This is a genomic window from Streptomyces sp. TLI_55 (genome assembly GCF_900206255.1).
Classification (GTDB): Bacteria; Actinomycetota; Actinomycetes; order Streptomycetales; family Streptomycetaceae; genus Streptomyces; species Streptomyces aquilus.
On sequence record NZ_OAOJ01000001.1, the window covers coordinates 163,495 to 190,022 of the forward strand.

Sequence of the window (26,528 nt, forward strand, 5' to 3'; positions counted from 1 at the left end):
CGACGCACCTGAGGCTCCTCGCAGTCAGGCAGTACGACGGCTCACCGATCTCCGCGGAGAACGCGCGGGTTCCCCTTCCCGGCAGACGGCCTTGTCGTGCCGCCCCGTCCGTGTCGTGGGTTGGTGCCGGTCAGGTCCGCGGCCGTGTCTCAGGGCTGTAGGCCTCGCCGGTGTTCAGGCTCTCGGCTTCACCGTCGGCCGCGTCATGCGCCGCGCCGACGAGGTCCGCTGTGGACACGGTCTGCTCGGTGCCCGTGGGCACCTCCCCTTTCCCGGCATCGTCCGACGTCAGTTCCTGCCGGTTCGATCCCGGGGTGAGCTGCTGGTCGAGGCGGAGTTGCCGGAGTCGGGCCAACAGGTCCTGCACGGCGGGCAGGGGCATGGTCGAGAGGTACGCCGAGATGTCACCGCCGCCGCCGATGTACTGCGGGACGTCGAAGCCGGCGAACTCGCGCACGATGCGGATCATCGCCACGTTGTCCCGGCCGAGCGCTTCCACCTCGGCCTTGATCTCCAGGCCGACGCGGCGGGCCTCGGCGCGCGCCAGGTACTTGTCGATGATGTCCTCACGCTCGGCGTTCTTCACGGCCTGGTCGAGCGTCTTGCCCCGCATCTCCTCGATGAGTTCCGCCTTGAGCGCCTCGAGCATCGACGGGTCGACGGGCTCGAAGTCGCCGAGGTTGGTCTCCAGAATCTTCACGCCCCACTTGCCCAGCGCGTGCTTGACCCGGTCGGTGAGGTTCTTGCGCACGTCCTCGTAGCTGTCCAGGAACTCGAAGACGGAGTAGGTCATGGCGATCTCGTTGAAGTAGCCGGTGACGGCCACGCCCAGGACGTCCCGTACGAAGCGCTTCATCGGTGCCGGATCGTCGACCAAGCCGCCCAGACCGCCATGGCCGGGTGTACTGTCGCCGCCGAACTGGCTGACCAGCGCGGGTGCCACCCGCGGCGGGATCTGGAGGTTCTGCCAGAGGTCCACGGACAGTTCGAAGCGGCCCTGGACCTTGACGGTGATCTGTCCCAGATCCGCGTCGTAGTTGTCGGCCTCGGACTGCTGCTTGTTGTGCCACTTGAGGATCAGCACGCGCGTGGGGATCACCAGCACACGGACGAACCACGGGTTGAGAGCGTACGAAGGGCCCTTGCCCAGGGTCTCCTGCTGGACGCCCCGCTGTCCGCCGTTCTCCAGAAAGACCCACGGCAGGCGGAAGTTGCGGTGGCCGGGCACCAGGGGAGCCACCGCGCCGTCCGCCTCCTGGCCGGGATCGGCGCCGTCCAGGGCGATGACCACGCCGGTGTAGTCCTCCTTGATCGAGATCTCTCGCAGATGAGCCTCGGTGAGGCCCTCGCGGGAAGCCGCCACGTTGTCGACCGTGATCACGTCGAACAACTCCGGGTTGATGTCGTAGCTGTTCCCGCCGCCCAGGATGGCCAGTTGCCTGCCTTGCTCGCCGCCACCGGCGAGAAAGGCCTCCCCGTCCTGGAAGCTCTCGCACGGGACGTGCCGGCCGAATCGCTGGTCCGGCGGCCGGACACCGCCCTCCCTCGCCTGGACCAGACCGATCGTGCCCGGCGGCACATACGTGCGCGGCCGCATCTCCACCCGGAAGAGGCGGGTGTTGATGTAGTACGCCTGACCGCCGCTCAACGTCCGTAGCTGGATGCCTTGTTCACCCTTGGCTCCGTCGGGGCCGCCGAGCAGGAACCCCACACCGTCCTGGAAGTTGTCACAGTCGACATGCCGCGCCAGCCGTCCCCGGCCGGACCTGTTCTGGCCTTCCAGGGCTGTCACCACGCCGATCATGTCCTGCGGCACATGCACCCTGGGCACGCAGTCCACCGAGTTGAACACCGGCCACAGCCAGTGGACGCCGGGTGACAGCGTACGGGCCAGCACACCGCGGGCGTTGTGCGGGTTGACATGCTGGTACGCGCGGTCCGGATGCTGGGGCACGTACCTTCGGGTGATGATGCCGACATGGTCGGCGGGCACGATGACGCGCGCGTTCCAGGCCACTGCCAGGGCAACGGCGAGGAAGAGAATCAAGAATAAGATCACGGGCCATATCCCCATTCCCGCAGCCGGGCGTGCAGCGCCAGCACGGTGGAACTCCAACGGTCGTACCAGTCCGGGTCGTTCTCGTGACCCGGGTCCCGCAGGGTCGGGTAGAACCCGGATCGTCTGCCGGGTCCTGCTCGTTGTGCGAAGTCACGGTAGAGCCGGGGCACGGCGGACTCGGCGGAGTCACGCCACCCCAGCGCGGCGCTCAGATCGGGAAAGCGCGGACCACGCCGTCCCCCGACCGGGGCGAGTGAGAGTTGACGCCGGAAACCCTGCCGCCCGTCGGTGCGTCCGGCCCACAAGGCGTCGATGCCCGCCAGCAGCCCACGCGGGACGGTTGCGGCGTCACGCGCGCTCAGCCAGCCCTGCGTGGTCCGGCCGGCCGCCTCCATCACCAGCCGGGTGGTCAGCAGGTCCGCGTGCTCGTACTCGCCCTCGGCGAGGTGGTCGCGCAGCTCTTCCAGCCCGGCGGAGGACGTCAGTCGCGCCGCCGGGACGTGGCCGCGACGGGCAGGCTCGGGCAGGCGGGGCGTCCGGGCGCCGGCGATGTCTTCGCGCAGGCGGCGCAATAGATCAAGGGCACTGTCATCGAGCAGGGCACCGTCGCGGGCATCGATGTGCCAGACGGTGGCGAGATGGTAGTTGGCCTCCCCGTCCAGCAGCACAGGGACGAAGGGCCGCCCGTGCACCTGGCCTTCCAGGATCATCCGGGTGACGTCGTCGGAGTCCTGCGACCGCGGGGTCATCACCACCACGACGGCCAGCGCCTCGCGCAGTTGCCGACGGATCGCCCAGAACTGGGCGTCACCCGGGCGCAGATCATCGACCGACCAGACCGGCAGGCGCGCCGTGCGCAGCTGACCGGCCAGCGCCCGGCCGTACTCGGCGTCGGCGTCCGCGTAGCAGACGACGAAGGCGGGAACGTCCGGTGCGGTGAGCGGCCGGGACGGGGAGCGCTGGGCGGCGGTGAGGTTGTCGCGGGCGCCCGCCGGGCCCGCCTGCCCGGGCCGGCCCGCGATGACGGCGGCCAGTTCGGCCGCCTTCTCGGCGAACTCCTCGTCGCTCACTTCGCTGAAGTCCCGCCAGACCCGGTTCGCGGCGAACGGCGGTACGGCGACGCGGCCCAGCAGGACCGGTATGAAACGCAGTCCCCGCTCGGCCGAGGCGGTGGCGAGCGCCGCGTACTCGTCCATGGCACGGGGTGAACGCGCGGAGGCCGGGCTGATCACGGCGATTCCGTTGCGGGTACCGAGCAGCGCACCGTCCAAGCGGTGGACGATCACGTCTGCCGGCTCGATGCTCCACGGCGCGAAGAAGGGCGTCAGCCCGTGCCTGACCAGTTCGCCGGCCAGCCGTTCCGCCCAGTCGGCGTCGTCGGCCGCGTAGGAGAGGAACACGTCGTTCGGCAGGTCGTTCAACGGCTCGGACCTCCCGGGCCTGGACGCGTTGGGGCCGTTCCCGCCGGACCGGCGGCCCGCGGGGACATCAGAGTAGGGCTTGATTTCCGCACACAGGACGGAATTTGCTTATGTCGTACTAATCCAAACTCTTCGGTGTATGAGGCCGTACCACCGGAGGTGGCAGGCGGCCTGCGGTGCCTCCGAGAGGGCGGATCGGCCACAGCGAGGCCGAAGACGTCCGAGGAGGCGTCCGCGGCAGCACCTCCGCCAAGGGCCCGGCGCGTGTCCCCAACTCGGACCTGCCCTGATCCTCCCAGCCGGGAAGCACCGAACGTTCCACCTCGGCCAGCAGGGCGTCGGCGCCCGGGCGCCGCTCCGGGTCCTTCGTCAGTCCAGCGGCCAACAGCTCCCGCAGCGGCGCGGGCACACCCGTAAGCGGTATCGCCGCAGTGGTGTGCCATGCCATCAGGCTGAACAACCTCCCTGGGGGAAAAGGCTGTTGGCCGGTCAGGCAAAGATGCAGCAAGCATCCGGCGGCGTACACGTCCGCCGCGGCGGTCGGCGAGCCGGTACCGCGCCAGAGCTCCGGCGCGCGCGACTCGGGGGCGCCCGTGGCCAGTGACGCGAGCCCGAGACCCATCACCGTGACTCCCCCGTCCGCACCCACCATCACCTTCCCGGCCCGCAGATCGCCGTGCGTGGTCCGGCGCGCGTGTACGGCGGCCAGCGCCCGCAGGACGCCGCACCACAGGACCGTCGCGGCGGGACCGGACAGCGCGCCATGGCAGTCCAACAGACGTACCAGCGTCGTTCCCTGTACCGCGTCACTGACGAGCGCCCCGCCGACAGCCGCGCCCGACCGTTCGTACGCCACCCGGTACGCGGGCGCCTGTACGAACATGTACGGCACGGCCGCCTCCGGCAAACGCAGCCCGCCCAGCCGGTCGACGTCCCCACGGAACGCGGTGGCCCGCACCCGGTGCACCAGAAGCCGCGCGGGCACGTACCGCACCACGGCCGGGCGTACTTGCCCCAACCCGGCGCTGTCGAACGGGCTCGCCGCCCCGCCGGCGTCGCCGACGACCGGCACGCCGTCCCGGCGGTCCCGGGTCGGAGCCGGCCACGCCAGCACGATCCGTCCGCACCGGCCCTGGTGCAGCTCCCGCACCTCGGTCCAGCGCGGCAGCCGCCACTGCCGGGTGACGCCCATGTCAGGCCCCCGCCGGGCGACGCGGCGCGGAAACGATCCGCACCAGGCGGGCGACCTCGCGGTCGTAGTGCTCGGTGCCGGGACGGGTGAGGTCGAGTGCCTGGTGGATCGCGGCGAGCGGGGGCAGCGGGTCGTCGCTGGTCCGGGCCGGCACGAACCGCAGTCCCCCCTCGAACTTGCGGTGCAGCAGCGCCGCGTATTCGTGGCGGGCGCGCTCATCGGCCGTGGTCCCGGAGCCATACAGCAGCACACCCCAGCCGGCCTCCATGAGCGCCTGGTCGGCCTCCAGCAGCGGAACCAGGCCGGGCGCGACCCAGCGCGCCAGGAACACCTCCAGATCCACCGCGCGCAGTCGCCCGGCGAGAAGTTCGGCCGCATCGGCATCTCCGGCGGCGTACGACACGATCACGTCGTAGGACCTCCGCCGCGCCGAGGGGTCCGGCGGCTCGGGTGGTCGGCGTCCGCCGCCACCACCACCGTGGCCGGCAGCCGAGCGCCGCTCGCGGTATTCGTGATGGGCGTAGAAGACGCCCGCCACTGCGGCGACCACGCCGACGATCCCGATCACCAGGTTTCCCCACTCGACCCCCGTCATGACGAGGAGTGTAGGGGCGGTTGCTTTCTGCAGTCGCCGGGTTTCACGCAGCGGCTCCATTCCGCCGCCGACACCTGCAGTTGTGTGACCGACGGAAGGCAGCAGCCGGCATCGACTTCCTGGACGTCAGGCCCGTGAGCGGGCTCTCGACCGCCGGCTCCTGATGGCTGCGCCCCCGATCCGACACGTCACTCGGATACGGGCTTCAGTCCATGCCCGCGTATCGGTTCAACGCCCTCTCAGGGCTTCGCTGATCCCCGGCTTGCGCGGTGATGGGCATTGAAGCGCGCTTTCTTCTGACGATTCCCGCACGTGTTCATGTCGCACCATTTGCGGGTGCGACTTTGACTGGTGTCGAAGAAGGCGGCTCGGCAGGTTGGCGATGCGCACAAGGCCAACCTTCCGTCTCGTTCACCTGCGATGATGCTGATCGCGTCGGCGGCGATCACGCTGAGGGCATCTTCCACGCAGGAAGCCGAGCTGAGCCGCCATTGCCGCTTGCCCTCGGGCGTCAGGATCGCTGCGGCCCGGCCCTGAGTGCTGCAGTCATTGATGACCTGGACAGCAGACGCAGGCATAGCAGCCTGGAGCGCGGCCGCCGTAGCGGCGGCGTGAATCGACTCCCTCAGTTCCCGAGCGAGGTCGAGCTGGGCAGTGGTGCAGGAGTCCACGGCGAGGCCGTTCACCGCCAGCCAGTCAACGAGTCGGTGCGGCGTGGGAATGCGCTCCACCGCGTTGCCGTGACGCTCCGACAGGGTCCCCGTGAAGCTGGTCGCCAGAACGTTGCCGAGACGGAAGTCTGGGAATCCAGCGCGCATGGAACCACCTTAGCCGGTTACAAGCAGCGTGAAGACGTGGAGAACCGTCTTAGCTGGTTCGCCAGGGTTCGCAGCCAGTTCCGTGATGCCCAGGAGGTCCCATGCCCCGTTCAACCAGCGACGTGCAAGCATTCGAAGCCCATGCAGCGGACGCCGACCTCGACGATCTGCGCGCGCGACTGGCCGCGGCGCGGCTACCGGAGGCCGAGACGGTCCGTCACGCCGCACCCGATCCCCGCCGATGGGACCAGGGTGTTCCGCTCGCCGACCTCGTCGAGATCGTGGACTACTGGCGCACCGGGTACAACTGGCGGTCGTTCGAAGCGCGCCTCAACGGGATCGGCCAGTTCCGCACGACCATCGACGGTCTCGGAATCCACTTCCTGCACCGTCGCTCCGCGCGCGCAGACGCCACTCCGCTGATCCTGACCCACGGCTGGCCGGACAGCATCGCTCGGTTCATCGACGTAGTGGACGAACTGGCCGATCCGAAAGACACAGGCACGCCGGCGTTCCACGTCGTGATCCCTTCGCTGCCCGGCTTTGGTTACAGCGACAAGCCCGCCACCACCGGGTGGGGAACCGAAAAGATCGCGGCCGCGTGGGTGGAGCTGATGGGCAGGCTCGGCTACAGCGAGTTCGTAGCCCACGGCGGCGACTGGGGAGGCAATGTCACCACGGTCCTCGGCGGCAGGTTCCCGGCACACGTTCTCGGCATCCACACAACGTCCGTGGAGGCACCGCCCAGGCTGACGACGGACGGGCTGACTGCGGTCGAGCGCGAGTGGACCGAGGAAACCCGCGATTTCTGGCACCACCGCGCGGCCTACGCGAAACAACAGGCGACCCGACCGCAGACCATCGGCTACTCGCTCGTCGACTCACCGGTCGGGCTTCTCGCCTGGATCCTCGACAAGTTCGCCGAGTGGTCGGACACCGAGGACAGCCCGTTCGAGAGGATTTCCCGTGACCGGGTTCTCGACGACGTCACCCTGTATTGGCTGACGCGCACCGGCGCATCGGCGGCCCGCATCTATTACGAAAGCCACCGATCGCTCGACCCGGACCTTCGGGTCGACGTCCCGTCGGCACTCACCATGTATCCCCGCGACGTCGAGAAGTGTCCGCGCCCCTGGGCACAGGAGCGGTTCCGGCAGATCGTCCGGTGGTCCTTGCCCCAAACCGGGGGCCATTTCCCGTCGTTGGAGGTTCCCGAGTATTTCGTCAAGGACCTGCAAGAAGGCCTCGCGGCAGTGCTGGCCGCTGCTGGGTGAACGCGGCGCTCCATTGCCACAGACCGGTATCACGGCGACAACGGCTCGTCGGGCGAGCCGTCGATGTCCGTGTCCGTTCTGGGCAGGGTCGCGGCTCTGGCGTCGGTAGACGTAGTCGCCGTGCAACCTGGGCTGCCGCTGCCGGAGTTCGATCATTTGTCCGGTCACCCGTGCGCCTGGGGCGAGACGGTGAACCTCCGCCAGACCGGGGCACAGTAGTCGGCGCCGAGGAAGGTCTGGAAGTCCCAGAAGACACCTCCGTCAAGGCGGCCGTACGCATCGCTCGGCCGGACGGGCTGGTTGAGAGGGTCGTGCTCGTCCTCCCAGTCGATGTCCGCGTACCCGGGGTCGTCGATGTCGTAGTGGGTCAGATAGCCCCGGGCATGCTCGATGTTCAGGTTCAGAGCCGGGAACTGGGCCAGCAGCAGGTCGGGGCGCCCTTGGCACGGAAGATCGCCGAAGAACGAGCCGATGATGCCGGTCTCCTGCTGGAACTGGTCGATCGTCGTGCCGTGGTGGAAAAGCTCGCAGCCCCAGAAGTCGTCGTCGTAGATGAAGACCAGCAGGCCCGGACAGTCGTAGACGCGTGAAACGTGAAGCTGGGCGCGTCGGCGCAGGACCCACTCCCAGCCCCGGGTCCAGTCCAGCACGGTCCAGTCGCCGCGCCGCTCGCGCAGGGCGTAGGAATCGAGGTTGATGTCGTGGACGTCCTCCAGGTGGAGTGTGTGCTCCTCCTGGTGCCAGAACTCCTCCAACGCGGCGTACACCTGCTCGTGGTCGACGCCGTAGAACAGGTTGACGCGCTTGAATGTGCCCATGTGTGCCCCCGAGGCATGTGGTCGACGCCGGTGGGCGCTCTCGCCTGACGAATGTCGCAGCCGTTCGGTCGTGGCTGGTGACCGGGCCCCTGGCGACGTCCGCCGATGCTACAGATGCCGAAACCCGCTACACACCGATTAATTGCATGCCTATGTCGATGGGCGGCAACGCTTGTCGATGAGTTCCGGCGACGTGTGGGCGGGGTCGGTGCGGGCAATGTCCATGAGTTTCAGCAACGTTGTGAGACGTCCTGCTTCGCCGGCGAACGACTCATAAGCGAGCCCCATCGAGGTCTCGTCGTCGACAACAACTCTGACAGCGTCGATGTCATGCGTGGCGTGCTCGGTGTCGCACCAGCAGGCCACGTTGACCGCCTCGTCGACGGCGAGGTGACCTTGCTCCGCCCATACGACCTTTCCGGGCTTGACGGCGGCACTGCCCCCAGAGCCGTGCGCGACCGTACTGGACGACGTGACAACGCGGGCTCACACAACAAGGGGCAGACCGACTGCCTCTGAGCACACCCCGCGCACCCGGCGCCCCAGGTGGCCGCACAATCAAGGTCCGTGATTCACGGATCCTCTCGGCGCTCAGCGCGGGCGCGGGATGCCCAGTGTCCGTATGAGCTGGGCGAGTTCCTCGCGGAAGAGCTTGTCCGGGCTGGTGGTCTGGGTGCCCATGTGGCCGTAGACCTCCAGCGAGACCAGTCCGTGCAGATGCCCCCAGATACGCAGAGCGAGGGCGACGCCTGCGGGCGGCAGGTCAGGGAAGGCGGGCCGTACCTTCTCCAGGAGCCCGGGGTCGAAGTCGGGCCAGTCGAAGGCACTGTCCTGGTAGAGGTGCCCGGCGTGCGGCCAGGCGGCGGCCGCGAGGGCGGTGAGGCCGGTGCAGACCCGGCGCGCGGCATCCGGGGCGGGGCCCGCCTCGGGGGCCTGGTAGCCGGGCACGGGGTCGCCGTAGATGAGGCGGAAGCCCTGGGGGTTGAACAGGGCCCAGGTCCGGAAGGCGTCGGCCCATGCCTCGATCCGGACGGCGGGCTCGGTGGAGGGCGTGGTCTGCCATGCCGCATCCACGGCGTCGGCCAGGGCGGTGTACACGTCGTTGATCAGCGTGGTGACCAGGTCGTCCCTGGTCGGGAAGTAGCCGTAGATGGCGTTGGCGGTCATCCCCATGTCGCGGGCGATGGCCCGCAGGGTGATGGCGTCCGGTCCGGCCGCGGCCATCAGGGCCAGTGCGACCTTCTTGATCTCGGCTGTGGTCTCGGCCCGTAGCCGCTCGCGCCGTCCCCCGGTTCCCGTGGCTGTCACAACAGGCACTCTACAGCGTCGACTTACTCAGCGCCGTATAGAAACTTCACGGCGTATAGTTTCCGCACGGCGTCACCGTTCGTGGCGTCCCACTTCTGCATGCACCGGGGAGAACCATGCACATCGGAGTCATCGGAGCTACGGGCACCATCGGCAGCCGGGTCGTCAGCGAGGCCCTCGATCGCGGACACAGCGTCAGGGCGTTCAGCCGGGACGCCGATCAGGCGCAGCGCGAAGAGCGTCGGGAGAACATCACCTGGACGAGCGTCGATGTCCTGGACCCGAAGAGCATCGCCGGCGTCCTGCCCGGACTCGACGTCCTGATCAGCGCATTCCAGCCGGGCAACGCCGCGAAGGACTTCGCGGACACCGTCCGGCGCTCGATCGCCGACCCGACCGCCTACGCGACGGCGGCGCGGGCTCTGCTGAAGGCGCTGGAGGGCCGCCCGCAGACCCGGCTCATCGTGATCGGCGGCGCCGGCAGCCTCGAAATCGAACCCGGAGTGGTGCGAGCGGACTCCGACGAACTGCTGCACGCCGCCCTCGACCAGCTCGGGCTGCCCCGTGAATACGCCGCAGCGGTACGCGGTCACCGTGACGCCCTGAACGTCCTGCGGACATCGAACCGGCTGTGGACCTACTTCAGCCCTGCGGAGGAGATCGGCCCCGGCGAACGCACCGGCCGCTTCCGCATCGGCGGCGACCAGCCCGTCCTGGACGCCGACGGCCGCAGCCGCATCTCGGTGGAGGACGCGGCCATAGCCCTGATCGACGAGGCGGAGCTGCCGCGCTTCGTGCAGCGCCGCTTCACCATCGGCTACTGACGACCACACCCCACGCCCCCGTGGGGGACGTACTCAACTCCCCCACGGGCCAGGGCAACATCCAACATCCACCCGAACCAACCCCGTAGGCCCGGCCGGGCCCACAGTCGGGCACGCTGTGACGGAGGTGCGCACCCGATGCAGCAGCGGCCTGTTGGCGACGACGGCTTTGCCGGTGAGAAGGAGTTCGGGGTGGCGACCGCGATGTCGATGTCGAGCAGGGGGCAGCGACCGAGCCTGTTGCGCCGACGCTGGCCCGACACGGACCAGGATTTCACCGGCCGCGAGGCTGCTTTCCCGCCCTACACAGCATGCGGCTGACCGACGAGAGCCCTGCGCCTTCGGTGAGGCATGGTCCCCCCGGCGGTTCGGCATGGACGTTGCTGGTGAGGGAGGCCCGCCAGCCCCGGCCAGACCATCGGGCCGACGGAGCCAACCAGCGCGGAACCGAAGCCGGAAGCGGCGCCGATGGCGGAGAACGCGATGTCGTCGAGCCGGGCCGCGTCCGGTTTGAAGCGCCGCCAGGCGACCATGACGAGCAGGAACACGCCGACGGCACGAGTGAGGGCGGGCAACGGCGCGGTGGCGAACACCAGCGCCCCGGCCGCGGCGGCGGGGACGGCCCCTGCGGCAAAGATGCCGCCCAGGCGCCGGTCGACGTCGCGTCGGTTGAACCACACCCGACTGCAGTTGCCGGCCAGTTGGGCGACGGTCAGGACCGCGACCGCGCCCCGGGTACCGAGGACGGTCACGAACACCGGCAGCAGGAGCACCCCGCCGCCGAACCCGGCGACCGCCGACGGTGCCGCGGTGACGAACGTCGCGGCCGCCCTCACGACCGCAGGCGACACCATCTCCATGGCAGCGCATGCTTCCCGCCCCCTGGGGGCCCATGCCAAGGACGGTGCACTCCGCACGGATCCACCGCGCAGCCATGGGGTCGGCCGGGGCTTGCGTCCGGGGGCCGTACCGTGATCCTGAGCAGGCCGCGGCCCGACTCCACCGTCTCCACCAGCACCGACGACAAGCGCGGCACCAGCACTCGCGACCGGGCCAAAACCAAGTAGTGGGAATTCCGTTGCCGGAACAACTGCATCGTCGGTCAAATGTCTCCATGACTCATGACGCCCCGGCGGACCATGTGAAGCAGAACCGGCGCTTCTGGGACGACGAGGCCGCCGCATGGCACGGGCCGCTCGCCCGTGACCACTGGGCGCAGGCGGAGCCGTCCTGGGGCTTGTGGTCCACCCCTGAGTCGCAGGTTTTCCTGCTCCCCGACGACATCGACGGGATGCGCACCATTGAGCTGGGCTGCGGTACTGCCTACGTTTCCGCATGGCTGGCCAGAGCCGGAGCCCACCCGGTCGCGATCGACCTCTCGGAGAAGCAGCTCGCCACTGCCCGCGCGATGCAGGCGGAGTTCGGCCTCGACTTCCCCCTGGTGCTGGGCAATGCCGAAAAGGTGCCCTACGAGGACAACTCGTTCGGACTGGCGATCAGCGAGTACGGCGCCTCACTGTGGTGCGACCCCTACCAGTGGATCCCGGAAGCCGCCCGGCTCCTCGTTCCCGGAGGCCGACTGGTGTTCTCGCGCTACTCACCGCTGTTCGCGCTGTGTGTACCGCCCGAGGGACCGGCATCCACCACTCTGACCCGCAGCCAATTCGGCCTGACACGGCTGGACTGGGGAAACCACGTGGAATTCGTCCTGCCGCACGGCGAGATGATCCGCCTGCTGCGGTCCTGCAACTTCGTCGTCGAGGACCTGATCGAGATTCAGGCGCCCCCGTCCGCGCGGGACTACTTCGAAGTCTCCGCCGACTGGGCGCAGCAGTGGCCCAGCGAGGAAATCTGGAAAGCCCGACTGGCGAGCTGATCGGGTCGACGCGCTGCCCGTCTCGAGGAGCTCACCCGCCGACCGGGCGCCGCTCACGCGGACCGATCGGCCAGGCTGTCTCAAGCAGGCGTCACACGGAAGCCCGGCCCGGCCCCGCCCGTGGGCGCGGGCCGGATTCTGGCCCCCGTGCACGTCACCATGCCTGCGGGTAGGTCACTTCGCCTCGGCGAGCCAGACCGCGTCGGGGCCGGCCGGGAATCGCAGCTGACCGGTCGTGTCGTGCACGGCCCGCCACACCGCCTCGGCGACATCGGTCTCCTTGGTGAACAGCTCCTGCCCCATGAAGGACTCCATGGCCTTCTTCGCCCATGGTGCGTAGGGCGCCGGGACCAGCTCGTCCGGTGCGGCGCCTTGCGTCGCCCTGGTGGCGAAGTTCGTCGTCAGGCAGGCGCCCGGCTGGACCGTCTTCGCCCGCACACCGAAGGGCGCGAGTTCGAGCGCGAGGGACGAGGTGAACCCCTCGATCGCCATCTTGCTCGCCTTGTAGACGGCTGTGAGCGGCATGTGCCCCAGCACCACGCTGGAGGTCACGTTGACCACCACGCCGGAGCCGCGTTCGCGGAACTGGGGCAGCACCGCCTGCGTGGTCGCCATGACACCGAAGGTGTTGGTCTCGAACACCTCCCGTACCAGGGCCATGCGGGTGCCCTCGAACACGCTGATCGCGGGGACGCCCGCGTTGTTGACGAGGGCGTCGATGGGGCCCGCCGCTTCGAGCGCGGCCGTGATGCTCGCGGGCTCGGTCACGTCGAGTTCGACGACGCGGAGCCGGTCGGACTCGGGCAGGACGCCCGTACGGGGGGTGCGCATCGTGGCGATGACGTTCCACCCCTGCGCGTGGAAGTGGAGGGCGGTCTCCCGGCCGTATCCGGACGATGTACCCGTGATCAGAACGGTCTTCATGTGTGCCCCTCGGCGATGTGTTGGGAGGTGCGGAGCATGTGCGCTTTCCTGCTCCGCTGAAGAACTGCCAATCCCATTGGATCGCTCTGACCTGCGGGAACGATAGAACTATCCTCGCTTCCCCTTGCCTGATCCTCCTCCGGTTGCCTTGCCGCTCAGGGCAGCACGCCGGTGGGGGCGCGCACGGCCTGACGCAGCCGTACGGCGTCCCGGCTGGGCGGTGCGCCGAACTGGCGGCGGTACTCCCGGCTGAACTGGGAGGGGTTGTCGTAGCCGACGCGCTGGCCGACTCCGGTGACATCGCCCGGGTGGGTGGCGAGCAGCAGCCGGGCTTCCTGGAGCCGGATCTGCTTCTGGAACTGGATGGGGCTCATCGCGGTCACGGCCTGGAAGTTGCGGTAGAAGGCGGAGGCGCTCATGCCGGACATGCGGGCCACGTCCTCGACGCGGAAGGGCTGCGCGTAGTTCTCACGGATCCAGCGCACGGCGCGGGAGACGTGGCTGAGGCCGCTGTCGGCGAGGCCGAGCTGGCGGACCGTCGCCCCCTGCTCGCTGGTGATGAGCCGCCAGAGGATCTCGCGTTTGACCAGCGGGGCCAGTACGGCCCGGTCGCGGGGCTCGTCGAGCAGCCGCAGCAGCCGGACCACGGCGTCGAGCAGCGCGGGCGGGGCATCACTGACGGCGATTCCCGAGGGCGTGCCTGCGCCGGCGCGGGGGGCGTCTCCGGGGCCGGCCTGGAGGAGCAACTCGGCGACGGCGGAGGGTTCCAGGACGAGCCCGAAGCCGAGCGCCGGCTGTTCGGGGTCGGCCTGGGTGAACTGTCCGGTGACGGGCAGGTCGACGGATGCGACCAGGTACTGCCCGGCTCCGTACTCGTAGACCCGGTCGCCCAGGGCGAGTCGTTTGGCGCCCTGGGCGATGACCGCCAGCACCATGCCGGACATGGACGGGGCCGGCGGTTCCGAGCGGTCGACCTTCGAGACGAGGACGCCGTCGATGGCGGTGGTCCAGTCGGGCCGGGCGTGCCGGGCCAGGAGGGTGCGGAGCTCTTCGAGAGGCATGGGGACATTTCAGCACCGTTGCAGGCCTTGACTCCCGTATTCGCGAGGATCGTGCAAGTGCGGGCAAGCATTGTTCTACCGTTGCCGCAGGTCAGGTGGATTCAATGGAATCACCGCACTCCACCACCGACCGAGAGGGCAACCGTGATCGCCAACTATGGATTCAGTGCCACCCTGACCGCCAGGCCCGGCATGGGCGACCGGCTGGTGCGTCTGCTGCTGACCGGCCTGACCGAGGGCAGCCCCGGCGCGAGCGAGCACTGCGTCGTCTACCTGGTCTCCCGCTCCGATTCCGATCCCGACGTCGCCCACGTCATCGAGGGTTGGACCAGCGAGGACGACCATCACCGGATCTTCGCCGGTGAGGCCGCCCGAGCCATCCTGGCGCAGATCGACCCGCTCCTGCCCAAGGAGCCCCAGTACACCGACCACGTCCCTCTCGGCGGCAAGGCCGCCTTCTGAAGCCCGCTCAATCCCCCGGCCCACCGGCCAGGCGCCTGCCGAGGCGGCACCGAGCTCGGCAGGACCGTGGGTGGTGTCGACGGCGGACTGTCGGGTGGAGCGGACGCGCTCGGCCAGGCCGCAGGCCTCGGCGGCGGCGCGCCCACGGGCCAGATCCTCCTCGTTGATGTCGATGCCGACGCCGGTGGCGGCGGGCGTCGACGCGAGGAGGCGAAGCATGAACTCGCCCCAGCCACAGCCGATATCCAGCACGGACACCGGCGAAATCGAGGGTAGGGACAGTCCAGCCGACCGCGACACCGGATATTCCCTACGGGGGTGAAGTGCCCGGGTGGTTTGTCGGCGCCCTCCCGCCTCCCGGCGAACTGCCGGTGGATCTTGTACAACCCTCCGGTGATGTGCGGGGTCTTGAGCTGGTGCGTGGACCGATACAGGGGTCTGCCGCATCAGTGCATTTGTGAGCAGGAGGTTCTGTGCACACCCGCACCCGCACCCTTCGAACTTCGACGGCCATCTGCGTGGTCCTGGCCGCGACCGCCGCCCTCTCCCCCACAGCCCTGGCCGGGCCAGCCACCGCCGAGCAGGCCACCGGCACGACCCGGGCCGACTTCAACGGCGACGGCGTGGCCGACACCGCCGCGGCCGCGTCCCTCGCCACCGTCGGCCGCCAGGAGCGCGCCGGGTACGTCGCCGTGACGTACGGCAACAGCACGAAGGCCCTCAAGGACCAGACCCGCCGCGTCTACAGCCAGAACACGCCCGGGGTGCCGGGCTCCGCGGAGAGGGACGACACCTTCGGCTCCACCCTGACCGCCGCCGACCTCGACGGCGACAGCTTCACCGACCTCGTCGTGGGCACCCCGGGCGAGGCGGTCGGCGACACCGACAACCAGGCGGGCACGCTGACCGTGCTGTGGGGCGCCAAGGGCGGCCTGACCGGGGGCACGGTGATCAAGGGCGCCCCGTTCGAGCGCCTGGGCGTCGCCCTGACCGCAGGGGACTTCGACGGCGACGGCCACCGCGACCTCGCCACCGGCACCACCGTCGCGTACGGCCCCTTCGGCCGCACCACCGGCCCGGCGCACACGGCTGCGATGGACGCCCGCGTGGGCGGCAACCCGGAAGAGGTGTGGAACCCGCCCGTGCTCGCCGCGGGGGACGTGAACGGCGACGGCCTCGACGACGTCGTCGCCGTCATCTCCCACGGCGAGGACGAACTTCCCTACCACGGTCCGCGTCTGGTCAACTGGTTCCCCGGCTCCGCGCACGGCCTCTCAACCGGGCAGACCCTGCGTGATGCGGCCACCGGCCAGACCATCGACGGCGGCCGCGACGTCGCCGTCGGCGATCTCGACCGCGACGGCCACGCCGACATCGTCCTGGGACGCCCCGGCGACGAGGACATGCAGGGCACCGACGATGTCAACGCCGTGGGCGGCGCCGTCGAGATCGTGCGCGGCGGCCCCTCGGGCCCCGACACCACCGTTCCAGGCATCCGCTTCGACCAGGACACCGTCGGCGTCCCGGGCACCGGCGAGTACGGCGACGACTGGGGCGGCCTGGTCTGTCTCGGCGACGTCGACGGCGACGGCCGTCTCGACCTCGCCGTCGGAGCACCGGGCGAGGACGTGGGCAGCGCCGCCGACGCCGGCGCGGTGACCCTCCTGCACGGCAGCCCATCCGGCATCACCGCCTCCGGCGCGAAGACGTTCACGCAGAACAGCACCTCCGTGCCCGGCACCGCGGAGCGCTCCGACACGTTCGGAGCCGCCGTGCATCTGGCGGACACGACCGGTGACGGCCGCGCCGAACTCTGGATCGGAGCCCCGGGCGAGAACAACCCGGCGGGCGGGGTCTGGGTACTCAAGGGCGCGTCACCCGTGCCGACCGGCACCGGTTCCGCCACCTTCGGCCCGCCGGCACTGGGCCTGGGCACCACAGCCAGCCACCTCGGCAGCGGCTTCGACCGCTAGGCCATTGTGGTGGGACCGTCCGGTCTCCCGCGCGGGTGCGGACGCGCCGCTCACTGACGTCCACAGCGGAAAGCGCCCGGGCCGCGCAGCGTCTGCAGTGCTCGAAACCGAGCACTCACCCCGCCACCGCCACCACAACTGCACGCGGCACCCCTTCGCACTCCAACAGCAGCGGCCCAGGTTGCGCGGCAACTGTGTGGTCAACGGCCGCAAGCAGCACGTCGCGGTGATACGCCGAACTCCTCCCGCGCACCTGGCTCGGGGCTGTGCCCCCTGTGAGACTGGCGCCAGCAGTGGTGGCCTTCTGCGCAAGAGGGCAGTGGCTCGTCACGTCGCTCCACGACAGCACCCTCTCTCGCTCTCTCAACCGCAGGCCCTCACAGCCCGGCCGCCTGGACCAGTGACGCCCGATCGCCGTCGTCCAGGTGAAAGCCGGCCAACAGCTCATCGTCGGCCAGCAGACGTCGCACCCATGCCGCGTCGGCAACGAACGCCGCCCGGCACAGGGCCCGTTCAGGGTGATCCTCTTCAGGGCCGCCGACCGCCATGTCCCACGCGCTGTCGGGGTCGGTCGGTGCGGACAAGGCGGCGGCTGCGAGCAGGAGCCCGAACAACTCGTTCCGACGTGGGACCGACGGATCGGCAGTCAGCCGAAGAAGGTACGGGACGACAGCCGGCATCGTCGCACTGATGGACATCGGCCCGGACATCACAAGCCAGTCCAGTGCCCGTTCTGCCATCTCAGCCGCGTCTGGATCGGCCAGCCCCCGCAGGACGACTGGGACATCAACCCGGCAGCCAGGAACGGAGGACCACTCCACGTCCTCGCACCCTTCCAGTGCCGGATGAAGACAAGCCTCTTGCCTCAGGTGCGGGTAAGCCGCCGTCAGCGCCGCTGTTGCGGTCACCGCTGCTGCCTCGTGATCCACCTTGCACACCAGCGCGCCTCCCATCCGCCCCCCTGTCACCGTACCGGCGGACATCGCCCCACCGACACCGGGGATCTACCCACGCGCCCGCTGCACGGACCCGGGAACGCAGCCCCTACCCACCAGCGCATCTATGTCCGCTGCACGGAAGTTGGGCCAGAGCCACTTCTCCCACACACGGCCAACTGGGCACCCAGCGCCTCCCGAACCCGCTCGGAAGTGCTGCAGCGGAACCAGCTCCTTACGGCTGGCCCCAATGGGGGTGCAACAGGCAACGGTCTCGCCCCGGTCGTCACTGGCGAGCGGCACTACGGCAAACACCACCGCCAATGCCACGAACAAACGGAGTACAGCTTTCTGACGGTGGCCGGGCTGTATGGCACGGCCAGGGCGAGCAGGTAGTCCAGAACTGAGCGCAGACGCTGCGGCCTGCTGGCCCTTTGACCAACAGGCCGCTTCTTCGTTCTCTCGCATGGTCGGGGCACGGCGCCGAGGGCCGGAGCTGGGCCATGTGAGCGGGTACGGACCCGGGTATCCCCGCCGGACGTACCTCTCAGCCGACACGGCGACGAACTCCAGCGCGCCGTTGCGCCCGCGGGCCTCGAGAAACGTCACGACCACGCACACCGTGAGCGCAGAAGATCCAGCTCAGGCGCCCGCTCAGGGGCCCGCTCAGGAGGTTCCGAAGGCCATGGTCAGTCGGTCCGGCTTGACGGTGATGGCCGTCTCGGGGCGGGGCGGGCGGGAGACGAGACGGAACCGCGGCCAGGCTTCCAGGACGGTCGCGAGGATGACCTGCATCTCCACCCAGGCGAAGTTCTCTCCGATGCACTTGCGGCGGCCGTCCCCGAAGGCGAAGAACGACTCGCGGGTCGACGGCAGACGGCCGTCGGCCCAGCGGTCGGGGTCGAAGGCGTCGGGGTCGGGGAAGTGGGCGGGGTCGTTCTGGTGGAGGTACGGGCTCCACACGACGTCGGCGCCCTGCGGGATGCGATACCCGCCCAGGTCGACGTCCCGGGTGGCGGTCCGGGTCACCATCCAGGCCGGCCCGTACTTGCGGACGCCTTCCTGGAGGACCTGCATGGCGTAGGAGAGCTCATCGAGGTCTTCCTCGCGCAGAGGCCGCCCGCCGCAGACCGCGGCCAGTTCAGCGCGCAGCCGTTCTTCGATCTCGGGGTGCCGGGTGAGCTCGTACAGGGTCCAGGCGAGGGCGGTGGCGGTCGTCTCGATCGCCGCGTTCATCAGGGTGATGGCCTCGTCCTGGAGTTGCTCGCGCGTGAACTGGTCCTCGGCCGCCCGCAGGGTCTCGAACAGCCCGGGCTGTTCGACGTCGGCGGCGGCCTGATGAGGGCATCCTCCCGCCTCTGCGACGTCGGCGGGCGTTTCCGTCGACCGGGTGGAGCGGTGGTCGATGGCCTGGTCCATGAGGGCACGCAGCCGAGCGATCCCGCGGGCCTGGGCTCGGTTGGCGGGCAGCGGCAGCCGGGTCACCCACGGCGGCAGCACGGTCTGCCGGATCGCCCCCTTCATCAGCTCGGGCATGAGGGTGGTGAACTCCCTCTGCAGGTGCGCGGGGAGGTCCGCGCCGAAGAGCGCGACGAGGAAGGCGGCGAGCGTGACGTCGTTCATGTCCGCGAACACGTCGCGGAGTTGCCCCTCATCCCACCCCGCGACCATGGCCCTGGCCTGCTCGATCATGGCGGTGCGGCGGGTGGCGATGTGGGCCTTGTTGAACATGGGCTGCATCAGCCGCCGGTTGCGCAGATGGGTGTCGCCGTCGCCGATCGTGGCCAGACCGTCGCCGAAGACACCTCGCAGGACGTCGAAGATCTTTCCACCCTTGGCGAAGTGCGCTGCCTCGGTGACCAGCACGGTGCGGGTGAGCACGGGATCGGTGACGACGTAGGCGGGGGTCGGCCCCAGACGTATTCGGACGACGCTGCCGTGATCGCGCAGCGATGAGATGAACGGCAGCGGAGTACGCACCAGATGATGGGCGTGCCCGATCAACGGGAGCCCGCCAGGGGCGGTCGGGACGGGGGCGGATACGGCGGCGGAAGCATTCACAGTTGGGACACTCCTCGTGTGGACGTCGATGCGGGCGAGTGTCTTCCCCACATCCACCGGCGAAATGCCTGTAGTGATGCGATGGCCCTTCTACGGATGACCGGGCGGCAGAGGGCCGCAGCGGGCCGCGGCCATTGCGGCTGATCACTGTGAGCCTGTGGCCACCAGCCTGACGGTGATGGGTTCGAGCTCGGTGATCAGTTCGTCGAGTTCGACGGGGGTCAGGCAGTCGTAGGGCGCGGCGGCCAGTTCGTCCGTGAGGGTTTCGATGCGTTGTTTGGTCTGACGGCCCGCGTCGGTGAAGTGGTCGTCGGCGTCGATGAGTCCGCGTTCGCGCAGGCCGTCCATGACCGCGGCCAGGTGCTGTTTCGGCAGGTGGTGGATGCGCCCGAACGACTGCGGAGGATGAATGCCCATGTCCAGCGCGGAGAGCACGTGGGCCTGTGTGCCGCCGATGCCCGCTCCGACGAGCGCGGCGATGTGCCCGTCACCGCGGTGCTCGCGCAGCATCGTCGCGGAATGCCACAGCCGGGCGACGGGGTCGCTCGGCACCGCGAGGGTGCGCATCCCGGCGTACATCACCCGGCCTTGCGTGGGCGCGCTCGTCGCGGCCTTGGTGAGTAGATCCGCGGTGCGCACCAGCCCCGGGGATTTGGCCAGGTCATCGCCGAGGATCCGTCGCAGCGACGCCGTGCTGCCCCGTTCCCGTGCCGCGAGGGACGCCTCGGGCGGGATCGTCTCCCAGGCGCTGGGGATGTGCCGTGCGGCTTCCCCGTCGGCAAAGCTGTAGAACGCGGCGTGCACGACCTCGGCCGACACCCGTCCCAGCGGCGCGGCGCGACTGGCGAAGTAGCCGTCCCAGTAGGTGCGGTGGCCGAGCGCGGCCAGTTCCTCGTTGCACTCGTCAGCGAAGTAGGTGACCAGGCAGATCGGCTCCCAGAGCTCGTACATGCGACGGGCGATGTGAGTCGTCGAGTCCGTGCGCGCCTTACCCATCGGGTTCTCCTTGATTGTCAGGTGTGCCAGCTTGGACCGTGCCGTACACCCAAACTCATCGGTGACCGAGGGGGCTCCCGCCGCGCGGGCGCACCTCTGTGCTTCCGCGGAGGAGAGGGAGTTCACGCATGGCGCGGCGGGGAGCGTTTCCGCCGCGCCCACAGCCGTCAGGTCACGGGCACAGACCGCGGTCGGAGTTGTAGTAGATGTCGATCGAACCGCTCCAGGTCATGCACTGGCCCGGCTCGGGGAGGGCCTTGTACACCGGGCCGGCGTAGGTCGTGTACGAGCCGGCGTCCCTCGCCGTGGAGGTGCTGGTCGGCCAGGTGTCCAGGGTGACCTCCATGAAAACGCGGGCGCCGGGCTTGTTGCGTACGGTGACGGCGCACCACTGCTTGTCCGCCGAGCTGTAGGCCACGTACGTGGTGGCTGCCACGGTGGTCCGCGAAGAGTTGATCGGAGTGGACATGAAGACCTCGTATCCCTTGCCGCATGCCCCGTTGTAGGCGCCGGCGGTGGAGGCCGAGGCCGGAGCGGTCGCGGCGAGCGTGCCACCCAGTGCCAGAACGGCAAGGGCGCCGGCGGTGACTGCCTTGTGGCGGATCGACTTCATGGAGTTCCCCCTGGTGATGTTGTGGCGGGACGGCCGGTCGTTGCCGTCCACGCAGAGTGAGACCGGCAGGCCCCACTGACAGTTGTGGGCTTCTTTGTCGCGGTCCTGTCACTGGTGTCACAAGCGTCGTTACGGCGATGAGGCGTCCGCACCACCAGAGGAAGAGGAGGCCTGTGGCCGGACAGAATCCGGCCGATCGCGGGAGGCTCGCATCGAAGAAGATCGGTCTTAATCGAGTGCGAGAGTCTCGGCCCGGGTGATACAAGGTGCGCGTGACTGATCATCTCGACTTCCCCACCCTGCTGCGGATGATTGACGAGCGTTCCGCCGCGTTCCGCGCCGCTGTCGCCGAGGCCCCCAGCCTCGACGCCGACGTCCCGTCCTGCCCGGGCTGGACGCTGTACGACCTGGCGAACCACCTCAGTGAGGGGGACCGCTTCTGGGCCTACATCGTGCGGAACACCGCGCCGGGCGACGAGCGGCCGAGCAAGGACGGCCTGGCGGCGCCCAGGGAGCGCGAGGCTCTCATAACCTGGCTGGCCGACTCGACGGAGCAGCTGCTCACTGCCCTGCGCGAGGTCGGCCCGGAGCGGGGCTGTTGGGCCTGGTGGGAGCCGATTGCCTCGCCGCACACAGTGGCCGCCGTGGCCCGCCGCCGCGTCCCCGAATCGCTGATCCACACCTACGACGCCCAGCTGGCCTCCGGCACCCCGCAGGATCTGCCGACGACCGAGGCGATCGACGCCATCGAGGAGTTCCTCGCCACCGTCTGCACCGGCACAGTCCCGTGGCCGGGCGAGCCCTCCACCATGGACTACCACGCAGCCGAGGCCGGCTCCTGGCGCCAGACAGTGGACTCCGCCGGTTCCCGCTTCACCCGCCTCACCGCGGCGGAAGCCGCCGAGAGCAAGCCCACTGCCGCCATCTACGGCGCGGCAAGCGAGATGGCCCTGCTCATGTACATGCGCATCCCGGCCGACTCGGTACGGATCGAGGGCGACGCCGACCTGCTCCAGCAGCTGCAGGACTGGGGCTGAGGCCGACACCAGCGCGAGCACGGTGCCCCACCCACCATGTGCCGGGCGCAAGTAACCGGACAGCGGCGGTCTTTCGGGTGCGCCGGAAGGAAACGACAGACGCAACGACTGCCATGGCGGTGATTCCTTGCCCTCGCGCATAGCCCTCGTCGGTGCCGGCCGAATGGGGACACCCCTGTGTGGACGCTTCGTTTCGGCGGGCCACACAGTGACCGTTTCCGATCTGCGTCCCGAACGGGAAGAGACGGTGCGGTCGTTGGGGGCGGGCTGGGCGCCCTCCGTCGCGGCCGCCGCAGCCGGGGCGGATGTGCTGGTCACCGTGGTTCCCGGACCCGATGAGGCTGCGGCAGCTCTTCCGGATGCCGTGTTCGCCGCCCTCGCTCCTGGGGCGGTGTGGATCGACATGACGAGCAACGCCCCCGCAGTCGCCCGGGAGTTCCCGGGAACCGGCTATACGACGAAACTCCTCATCAACCTCCTCTGGTTCGGGCAGGCCGCGGCAACCGCCGAGGCCCTGCTGCTCGGACGCCGAGCGGGCATCGACCTCGCCGCCCTCCACAACACGCTGGCCGACAGCGCGGCGGGGAGCGACTTCATCCGCCGGGACCTGCCGGCCCTGTTCGCCGGGGACTACCTTCGCTCCTACGGCCTCGACCGCATCCACGACCAGCTCGCCGTCATCACCGATGAGGCCCGAGACCTCGGCACCCCGCACGAGATGGCCGACACCGTGCTGCGCCTGCACCGCCTGGCCCTGGAGCGCTTCGGACCTGTGGACGGCGAACTCCTTGCCGTAGCCCTGTTGGAAGAGGCCGCCGGTACCCTGCTGCGCCCCTGACCGGTCCGGCGCCGACGCCGACGCCGACGCCGAGGAACGAAACCGTCCGACGAGCCGCTGAGCTCGCCGTCGCCGCCGTGATGTGCCGTCTCAATGTGTGGCGAGGCGTGCGATCGTCCCGATCTCGAGAGCGGTCCACATTGCGCCATCCGGTCCTTGGGCGATGCCGTGGGGCTCCGAAGACGGGCTGGGGAGATCGTGTTCGTCGATGCGGCCGTCAGGGGTGACCCGTCCGATGCGGTTGGCTCCCCACTCGGTGAACCAGCAGTTCCCGTCGGGGCCGGCCGCGATGGCGTGCGGGCGTGACGCGGGGTCGGGCAGAGCGAATTCATCGAGCTTGCCGTCCGGGGTGATGCGTCCGATCCGACCCGCTCCGATCTCGACGAACCACAGGACGCCATCGGCGCCGGCTGTGATGCCGACGGGGGCACTGGCAGGGGTCGGCAACGGATGGACGGTGACGGCGCCGTCGCTTGCGATGGCGCCGATCGCGTTCGCCTGATTCATCGTGAACCACAGTCGGTCGTCCGGACCTGCGGCGATGGCTGACGGGAAGGCTCCCGCGACGGGGAGGGGAAACTCGGTGACACGACCGTCGGTCGTGATGCGGCCGATACGGTCGGCGCCGGCTTCGGTGAACCAGAGTGCGCCGTCGGGCCCCGCCGCGATCCCGAACGGCCCGGCCTCCGAAGTCGGCAGCGGGAACGAGGTGATGTCCCCGGACGTGGTGATGCGGCCGATGCGGTGGCCGCGGAACTCGGTGAACCAGAGCGCGTCATCGGGACCCGCCACGATGATCGACGGTCCGCTGGATGCCTCGTCGAGCGAGTAGGAGGTGTGGTCGCCGTCGGGCGTGACCCGGCCGATCCGTCCGTGATGGACCAAGGTGAACCACAACGCGCCGTCCGGTCCGGCAGTGATTCCGTAGGGCCCGGCCTCGCGGTCGGAGACGGGGAACTCCGTGATGGAAACGGTCGGACGCTGTGGCATAGGCGGGTTCCTTGGGTGGTGGCGGACGGGAGAAGTCGACTGCGGATGCTAGCCCGGCATTGGCCCCCATGCTCCTGAATACCGCTGCAACACACACGGAGCCCTGCCCGGTTGTGCAGAGTCCGTCGCCTTCACCGCTCATGCACCACCCGCCCGTCGAACACGGTGGGATCCACCTGAACCCGTGTCATGGTGGGCGGTGTAGGCGCGCAGGGCGTTGGCGAGCGGCACGCACTGGTCGGGGCCGCTGGGCCGACCGCCCGGCGAGCCCGGCGAGCTTGGTGAGCGACGGCTCGGTGATCGACGTACCCGGGCGCGAGCGCGCACGAGCGTTGAACGATGCGGCGGCCACGAGCTGCTGCGGGCTTTCACCGACATCGGCGGGCGGTGGCTGCTGTGGCCAGCCAGGGGGCCTGGCACCGGGTGATCCTGCACCGCCACACGTCCGGGCCGGTCGCGAGCTGGACGTGCTCACCCAGGCGGCCACGGGACAGACCAACCAGGCGATCGCGCAGGGCACGGCCTCGCTCAGTTCCACAGCCCAGGCATCATCGGACAGGGCATGGTGGAACTGGACGGCGCAGTGATGCCCCGCATGTTCTCGCAGCTCAGCCGGCATGGCGGCAGGCTGCCATACGCGTGAGGTCGGAGTCGCGGCGGTCCCACCAGCCCTTCAGGCGGTGTTGCGGGCCCGGAAGGCGCTGGGGCTCACGCCCCGGTGGCGTTTGAAGGCGGCGCTGAAGCCGAAGGCGTCGGCGTAGCCGACGGACCTGGCGATCTGGGCGATGGAGGAGTCGGTGTCGGAAAGGAGTGCCTCGGCCTCGTCCATACGGCATTCGGTGAGGTAGGTCAGTGGCGGGCAGCCCATCACCTTGGTGAAGTGTTTGGCGAACAGCGCGCGGGAGACGCCGGCTTCGATGGCGAGCGCCTCTACCGTCCATCTCCTGGAGGGCCGGGCGTGGAAGGCTTCGAGGGCGGGCGCGAGGATCGGGTCGGCCAGACTGCGGTACCAGGCGGGGGCTTCCGAGCCTGCCTGCTCGAACCAGGTGCGCAGCGTGCACACCAGGGCCCAGTCCAGCAGTCGGTCCATCAGGGCCTGGGAGCCGGCCGAGCGCAGGGAGGCGTCGACGGCGCCCGTCTCCAGCCAGTCGCAGACCTCCGTGCCCTCACTGATCACGAGGACGGGCGGCAACGCGCGGAGCAGTCGTTCATGGCGATGGCCCGAGGCGCGGTATGCGCCCACGATCAGTGCGGTTGCTTCGTCCGGTTCGTTGCCCCAGCAGATGCCGCCGAGATCCTGGGCAGTGCATTCGGCATCCTCTACGAAGCATGCGATTTCGTACTCGACGTGCGGGCGGTCGAGGGCGGCCGACTGGTCCACGAGGTGAAACGTGTCGGGGCCGCGCACGACGACTGTGTCACCGACGCCGACCGCTTGTTCGGCGCCGTCGGGCAGCAGCAGGATGCCACCGCCCCGCAGGACGGTGACCATCGTGAGCGGGGCGCCGTCGACGAAGCGGATGGTCCAGGGTGCTTCCAGTACGGCGTGGCATACGACCGAGCCCTCGGCCCGGATGCCGCTGAGCAGCGCACTCAAAGGGTCCACCGTCACCATCGTAGACGAACTCCTATGCAGAAGAGCGTTTTCCCTATGGATCGTCTAATGGATCACGGGTGTACTGGACTGGTCGAACTGACCGAGACCAGCCAGGAGAAGACGTGTCGCACCGAAGCAGCGCTGCCAGGACCGCACTTGTGGTCGTCGCACACCACCGGGCCGATTCCCTCACCGCGCACACCGCCCGCCGTACCGCGGCGCAACTCGAGAGTGCCGGATACCGCGTCGACCTGCTCGACCTGCACGCCGAAGGGTTCGACCCGCGGATGAACGTGGCGGACCAGCCGGACTGGGGCAACCGGGAGAAGTCGTACTCGGACGAAGTCCAGGCCCATATGCGGCGGGTTCTCGACGCCGATGTCGTCGTCGCCGTGTTCCCCGTGTACTGGCAGAGCGTGCCGGCCCTCCTCAAGGGCTGGATCGATCGCGTGTGGAACTACGGGTTCGCCTACGGCCGCAGCAAGCCGCGACTGGCGGGCAAGCGCATGCTGTGGCTGGGCCTGGCCGGCGCCACCTCCGATGACCCCGTCACCGAGGGCATGCAGGCCCTGCTGGAGACCAACCTCAGCGAGGGCATCGCCTATTACTGCGGGTTCTCCCACTCGTCCGTCGCCCTGCTCCCCGACGCCGAGGAGCGCCCGCAGCGCCTCGACGCCGAGGGCAATCTGCTGGTCGGCGACGCGGTTGCGGGAGCCGAACGCGAGGCGCAGTACGCCGAGTTCGACCGCCGCGCACAGAAGGCCGTGGAAGAGTTCCTCGCAGCGGAACTGGCGGCGGCCTGAGGACGGACACGGACATCACCCCGCCCTGATCCACAGCGCGCCGGGCAGCGTTT

The 26,528-nt window shown here is 69.5% G+C and carries 23 protein-coding genes and 2 pseudogenes; 8 read left to right on the forward strand and 17 right to left on the reverse strand.

From position 1 onward, the window contains the following. Positions 1-130: 130 nt before the first annotated feature. The 5 genes from CRP56_RS00860 to CRP56_RS00880 form a co-directional block, all read right to left on the reverse strand. Positions 131-2,059, reverse strand: a complete 1,929-nt coding sequence (locus CRP56_RS00860; protein ID WP_257039954.1) for an SPFH domain-containing protein — start codon at positions 2,057-2,059, stop codon at positions 131-133. Further along, a complete protein-coding gene (locus tag CRP56_RS00865) occupies positions 2,056-3,480 on the reverse strand; it encodes a TIR domain-containing protein (protein ID WP_257039955.1) in 1,425 nt (474 codons plus the stop codon). The genes CRP56_RS00860 and CRP56_RS00865 overlap by 4 nt, the downstream gene beginning before the upstream one ends. 118 nt (positions 3,481-3,598) lie before the next feature. After that, entirely contained in the window at positions 3,599-4,672 is a 1,074-nt protein-coding gene (locus tag CRP56_RS00870; RefSeq protein ID WP_097259507.1) for a protein kinase domain-containing protein, read from the reverse strand. A 1-nt stretch (position 4,673) separates the two neighbouring features. Next, positions 4,674-5,267 carry a toll/interleukin-1 receptor domain-containing protein gene (locus CRP56_RS00875; protein ID WP_179850918.1) on the reverse strand — a complete coding sequence of 198 codons (594 nt, stop codon included), beginning with the start codon at positions 5,265-5,267 and terminating at the stop codon, positions 4,674-4,676. 239 nt (positions 5,268-5,506) lie between these two features. Next, complete coding sequence (locus CRP56_RS00880; RefSeq protein WP_097259509.1) at positions 5,507-6,085, reverse strand: CGNR zinc finger domain-containing protein; 579 nt, start codon at positions 6,083-6,085, stop codon at positions 5,507-5,509. Positions 6,086-6,186: 101 nt separating this feature from the next. On the opposite strand from CRP56_RS00880, the gene CRP56_RS00885 reads away from it, so the two are divergent. Continuing rightward, positions 6,187-7,359 carry an epoxide hydrolase family protein gene (locus tag CRP56_RS00885; protein WP_097259510.1) on the forward strand — a complete coding sequence of 391 codons (1,173 nt, stop codon included), beginning with the start codon at positions 6,187-6,189 and terminating at the stop codon, positions 7,357-7,359. A gap of 164 nt (positions 7,360-7,523) precedes the next feature. Here the strand turns inward: CRP56_RS00885 and CRP56_RS00890 are convergent, their stop codons facing one another. After that, entirely contained in the window at positions 7,524-8,177 is a 654-nt protein-coding gene (locus CRP56_RS00890) for a hypothetical protein (RefSeq protein WP_097259511.1), read from the reverse strand. A 591-nt stretch (positions 8,178-8,768) separates the two neighbouring features. Continuing rightward, on the reverse strand, positions 8,769-9,485 hold the full coding sequence (locus CRP56_RS00900) for a TetR/AcrR family transcriptional regulator (protein WP_257039956.1): 717 nt from the start codon (positions 9,483-9,485) through the stop codon (positions 8,769-8,771). A 116-nt stretch (positions 9,486-9,601) separates the two neighbouring features. Between CRP56_RS00900 and CRP56_RS00905 the strand changes: the two genes are divergently transcribed. Beyond that, positions 9,602-10,309 carry an NAD(P)-dependent oxidoreductase gene (locus tag CRP56_RS00905; protein WP_097259512.1) on the forward strand — a complete coding sequence of 236 codons (708 nt, stop codon included), beginning with the start codon at positions 9,602-9,604 and terminating at the stop codon, positions 10,307-10,309. A 302-nt stretch (positions 10,310-10,611) separates the two neighbouring features. Here CRP56_RS00905 and CRP56_RS00915 read toward each other — a convergent pair whose 3' ends face one another. Further along, positions 10,612-11,169 carry a sulfite exporter TauE/SafE family protein gene (locus tag CRP56_RS00915; RefSeq protein ID WP_097259514.1) on the reverse strand — a complete coding sequence of 186 codons (558 nt, stop codon included), beginning with the start codon at positions 11,167-11,169 and terminating at the stop codon, positions 10,612-10,614. Between the two features lie 254 nt (positions 11,170-11,423). Here CRP56_RS00915 and CRP56_RS00920 point away from each other — a divergent pair, with 254 nt between their 5' ends. After that, positions 11,424-12,185, forward strand: a complete 762-nt coding sequence (locus CRP56_RS00920; protein ID WP_097259515.1) for a class I SAM-dependent methyltransferase — start codon at positions 11,424-11,426, stop codon at positions 12,183-12,185. Positions 12,186-12,359: 174 nt separating this feature from the next. Here the strand turns inward: CRP56_RS00920 and CRP56_RS00925 are convergent, their stop codons facing one another. Both CRP56_RS00925 and CRP56_RS00930 read right to left on the reverse strand, forming a co-directional pair. After that, positions 12,360-13,109, reverse strand: coding sequence for an SDR family oxidoreductase (locus tag CRP56_RS00925; protein ID WP_097259516.1), 750 nt, complete (start codon positions 13,107-13,109; stop codon positions 12,360-12,362). A 155-nt stretch (positions 13,110-13,264) separates the two neighbouring features. After that, positions 13,265-14,170 (reverse strand): AraC family transcriptional regulator, encoded by a 906-nt coding sequence (locus CRP56_RS00930; RefSeq protein ID WP_097259517.1) that lies wholly within the window; start codon positions 14,168-14,170, stop codon positions 13,265-13,267. Positions 14,171-14,314: 144 nt separating this feature from the next. On the opposite strand from CRP56_RS00930, the gene CRP56_RS00935 reads away from it, so the two are divergent. Beyond that, on the forward strand, positions 14,315-14,632 hold the full coding sequence (locus CRP56_RS00935) for a putative quinol monooxygenase (protein WP_097259518.1): 318 nt from the start codon (positions 14,315-14,317) through the stop codon (positions 14,630-14,632). A gap of 87 nt (positions 14,633-14,719) precedes the next feature. Here CRP56_RS00935 and CRP56_RS49240 read toward each other — a convergent pair. Further along, positions 14,720-15,079, reverse strand: a pseudogene (locus CRP56_RS49240) (SAM-dependent methyltransferase); the annotation flags it as partial. A 26-nt stretch (positions 15,080-15,105) separates the two neighbouring features. Here CRP56_RS49240 and CRP56_RS00945 point away from each other — a divergent pair. Then, positions 15,106-16,605, forward strand: coding sequence for an FG-GAP-like repeat-containing protein (locus CRP56_RS00945; RefSeq protein WP_097259519.1), 1,500 nt, complete (start codon positions 15,106-15,108; stop codon positions 16,603-16,605). A gap of 377 nt (positions 16,606-16,982) precedes the next feature. Here CRP56_RS00945 and CRP56_RS00950 read toward each other — a convergent pair whose 3' ends face one another. The 4 genes from CRP56_RS00950 to CRP56_RS00965 form a co-directional block, all read right to left on the reverse strand. Continuing rightward, positions 16,983-17,558 carry a hypothetical protein gene (locus CRP56_RS00950; RefSeq protein ID WP_257039957.1) on the reverse strand — a complete coding sequence of 192 codons (576 nt, stop codon included), beginning with the start codon at positions 17,556-17,558 and terminating at the stop codon, positions 16,983-16,985. 648 nt (positions 17,559-18,206) lie between these two features. After that, positions 18,207-19,601, reverse strand: coding sequence for a cytochrome P450 (locus CRP56_RS00955; protein WP_097259520.1), 1,395 nt, complete (start codon positions 19,599-19,601; stop codon positions 18,207-18,209). A gap of 144 nt (positions 19,602-19,745) precedes the next feature. Continuing rightward, positions 19,746-20,597, reverse strand: a complete 852-nt coding sequence (locus tag CRP56_RS00960; protein ID WP_257039958.1) for an SCO6745 family protein — start codon at positions 20,595-20,597, stop codon at positions 19,746-19,748. A 172-nt stretch (positions 20,598-20,769) separates the two neighbouring features. Next, positions 20,770-21,210, reverse strand: a complete 441-nt coding sequence (locus tag CRP56_RS00965; RefSeq protein WP_097259521.1) for a hypothetical protein — start codon at positions 21,208-21,210, stop codon at positions 20,770-20,772. Between the two features lie 272 nt (positions 21,211-21,482). Between CRP56_RS00965 and CRP56_RS00970 the strand changes: the two genes are divergently transcribed. Continuing rightward, positions 21,483-22,247 (forward strand): maleylpyruvate isomerase family mycothiol-dependent enzyme, encoded by a 765-nt coding sequence (locus tag CRP56_RS00970; RefSeq protein ID WP_097259522.1) that lies wholly within the window; start codon positions 21,483-21,485, stop codon positions 22,245-22,247. 118 nt (positions 22,248-22,365) lie between these two features. Beyond that, positions 22,366-23,085 (forward strand): annotated as a pseudogene (locus tag CRP56_RS49245) (NAD(P)-binding domain-containing protein); the annotation flags it as partial. 90 nt (positions 23,086-23,175) lie between these two features. Here the strand turns inward: CRP56_RS49245 and CRP56_RS00980 are convergent. Both CRP56_RS00980 and CRP56_RS00990 read right to left on the reverse strand, forming a co-directional pair. Next, positions 23,176-24,075, reverse strand: a complete 900-nt coding sequence (locus tag CRP56_RS00980) for a Vgb family protein (RefSeq protein ID WP_097259523.1) — start codon at positions 24,073-24,075, stop codon at positions 23,176-23,178. Between the two features lie 673 nt (positions 24,076-24,748). Next, on the reverse strand, positions 24,749-25,681 hold the full coding sequence (locus CRP56_RS00990) for an AraC family transcriptional regulator (protein ID WP_441349493.1): 933 nt from the start codon (positions 25,679-25,681) through the stop codon (positions 24,749-24,751). Between the two features lie 113 nt (positions 25,682-25,794). On the opposite strand from CRP56_RS00990, the gene CRP56_RS00995 reads away from it, so the two are divergent. Then, positions 25,795-26,475: an NAD(P)H oxidoreductase gene (locus tag CRP56_RS00995; RefSeq protein WP_097259526.1), complete on the forward strand. Its 681-nt coding sequence runs from the start codon at positions 25,795-25,797 to the stop codon at positions 26,473-26,475. The last annotated feature ends 53 nt before the right edge of the window (positions 26,476-26,528 follow it).

What these genes read in the sequence shown, in the direction of transcription:
- CRP56_RS00870 (WP_097259507.1), bottom strand. Translation starts at nt 4,672, where the DNA reads ATGGGCGTCACCCGGCAGTGGCGGCTGCCGCGCTGGACCGAGGTGCGG.
- CRP56_RS00875 (WP_179850918.1), bottom strand. Translation starts at nt 5,267, where the DNA reads ATGACGGGGGTCGAGTGGGGAAACCTGGTGATCGGGATCGTCGGCGTG.
- CRP56_RS00880 (WP_097259509.1), bottom strand. Translation starts at nt 6,085, where the DNA reads ATGCGCGCTGGATTCCCAGACTTCCGTCTCGGCAACGTTCTGGCGACC.
- CRP56_RS00885 (WP_097259510.1), top strand. Translation starts at nt 6,187, where the DNA reads ATGCCCCGTTCAACCAGCGACGTGCAAGCATTCGAAGCCCATGCAGCG.
- CRP56_RS00890 (WP_097259511.1), bottom strand. Translation starts at nt 8,177, where the DNA reads ATGGGCACATTCAAGCGCGTCAACCTGTTCTACGGCGTCGACCACGAG.
- CRP56_RS00905 (WP_097259512.1), top strand. Translation starts at nt 9,602, where the DNA reads ATGCACATCGGAGTCATCGGAGCTACGGGCACCATCGGCAGCCGGGTC.
- CRP56_RS00915 (WP_097259514.1), bottom strand. Translation starts at nt 11,169, where the DNA reads ATGGAGATGGTGTCGCCTGCGGTCGTGAGGGCGGCCGCGACGTTCGTC.
- CRP56_RS00920 (WP_097259515.1), top strand. Translation starts at nt 11,424, where the DNA reads ATGACTCATGACGCCCCGGCGGACCATGTGAAGCAGAACCGGCGCTTC.
- CRP56_RS00925 (WP_097259516.1), bottom strand. Translation starts at nt 13,109, where the DNA reads ATGAAGACCGTTCTGATCACGGGTACATCGTCCGGATACGGCCGGGAG.
- CRP56_RS00930 (WP_097259517.1), bottom strand. Translation starts at nt 14,170, where the DNA reads ATGCCTCTCGAAGAGCTCCGCACCCTCCTGGCCCGGCACGCCCGGCCC.
- CRP56_RS00950 (WP_257039957.1), bottom strand. Translation starts at nt 17,558, where the DNA reads ATGGGAGGCGCGCTGGTGTGCAAGGTGGATCACGAGGCAGCAGCGGTG.
- CRP56_RS00960 (WP_257039958.1), bottom strand. Translation starts at nt 20,597, where the DNA reads ATGGGTAAGGCGCGCACGGACTCGACGACTCACATCGCCCGTCGCATG.
- CRP56_RS00965 (WP_097259521.1), bottom strand. Translation starts at nt 21,210, where the DNA reads ATGAAGTCGATCCGCCACAAGGCAGTCACCGCCGGCGCCCTTGCCGTT.
- CRP56_RS00980 (WP_097259523.1), bottom strand. Translation starts at nt 24,075, where the DNA reads ATGCCACAGCGTCCGACCGTTTCCATCACGGAGTTCCCCGTCTCCGAC.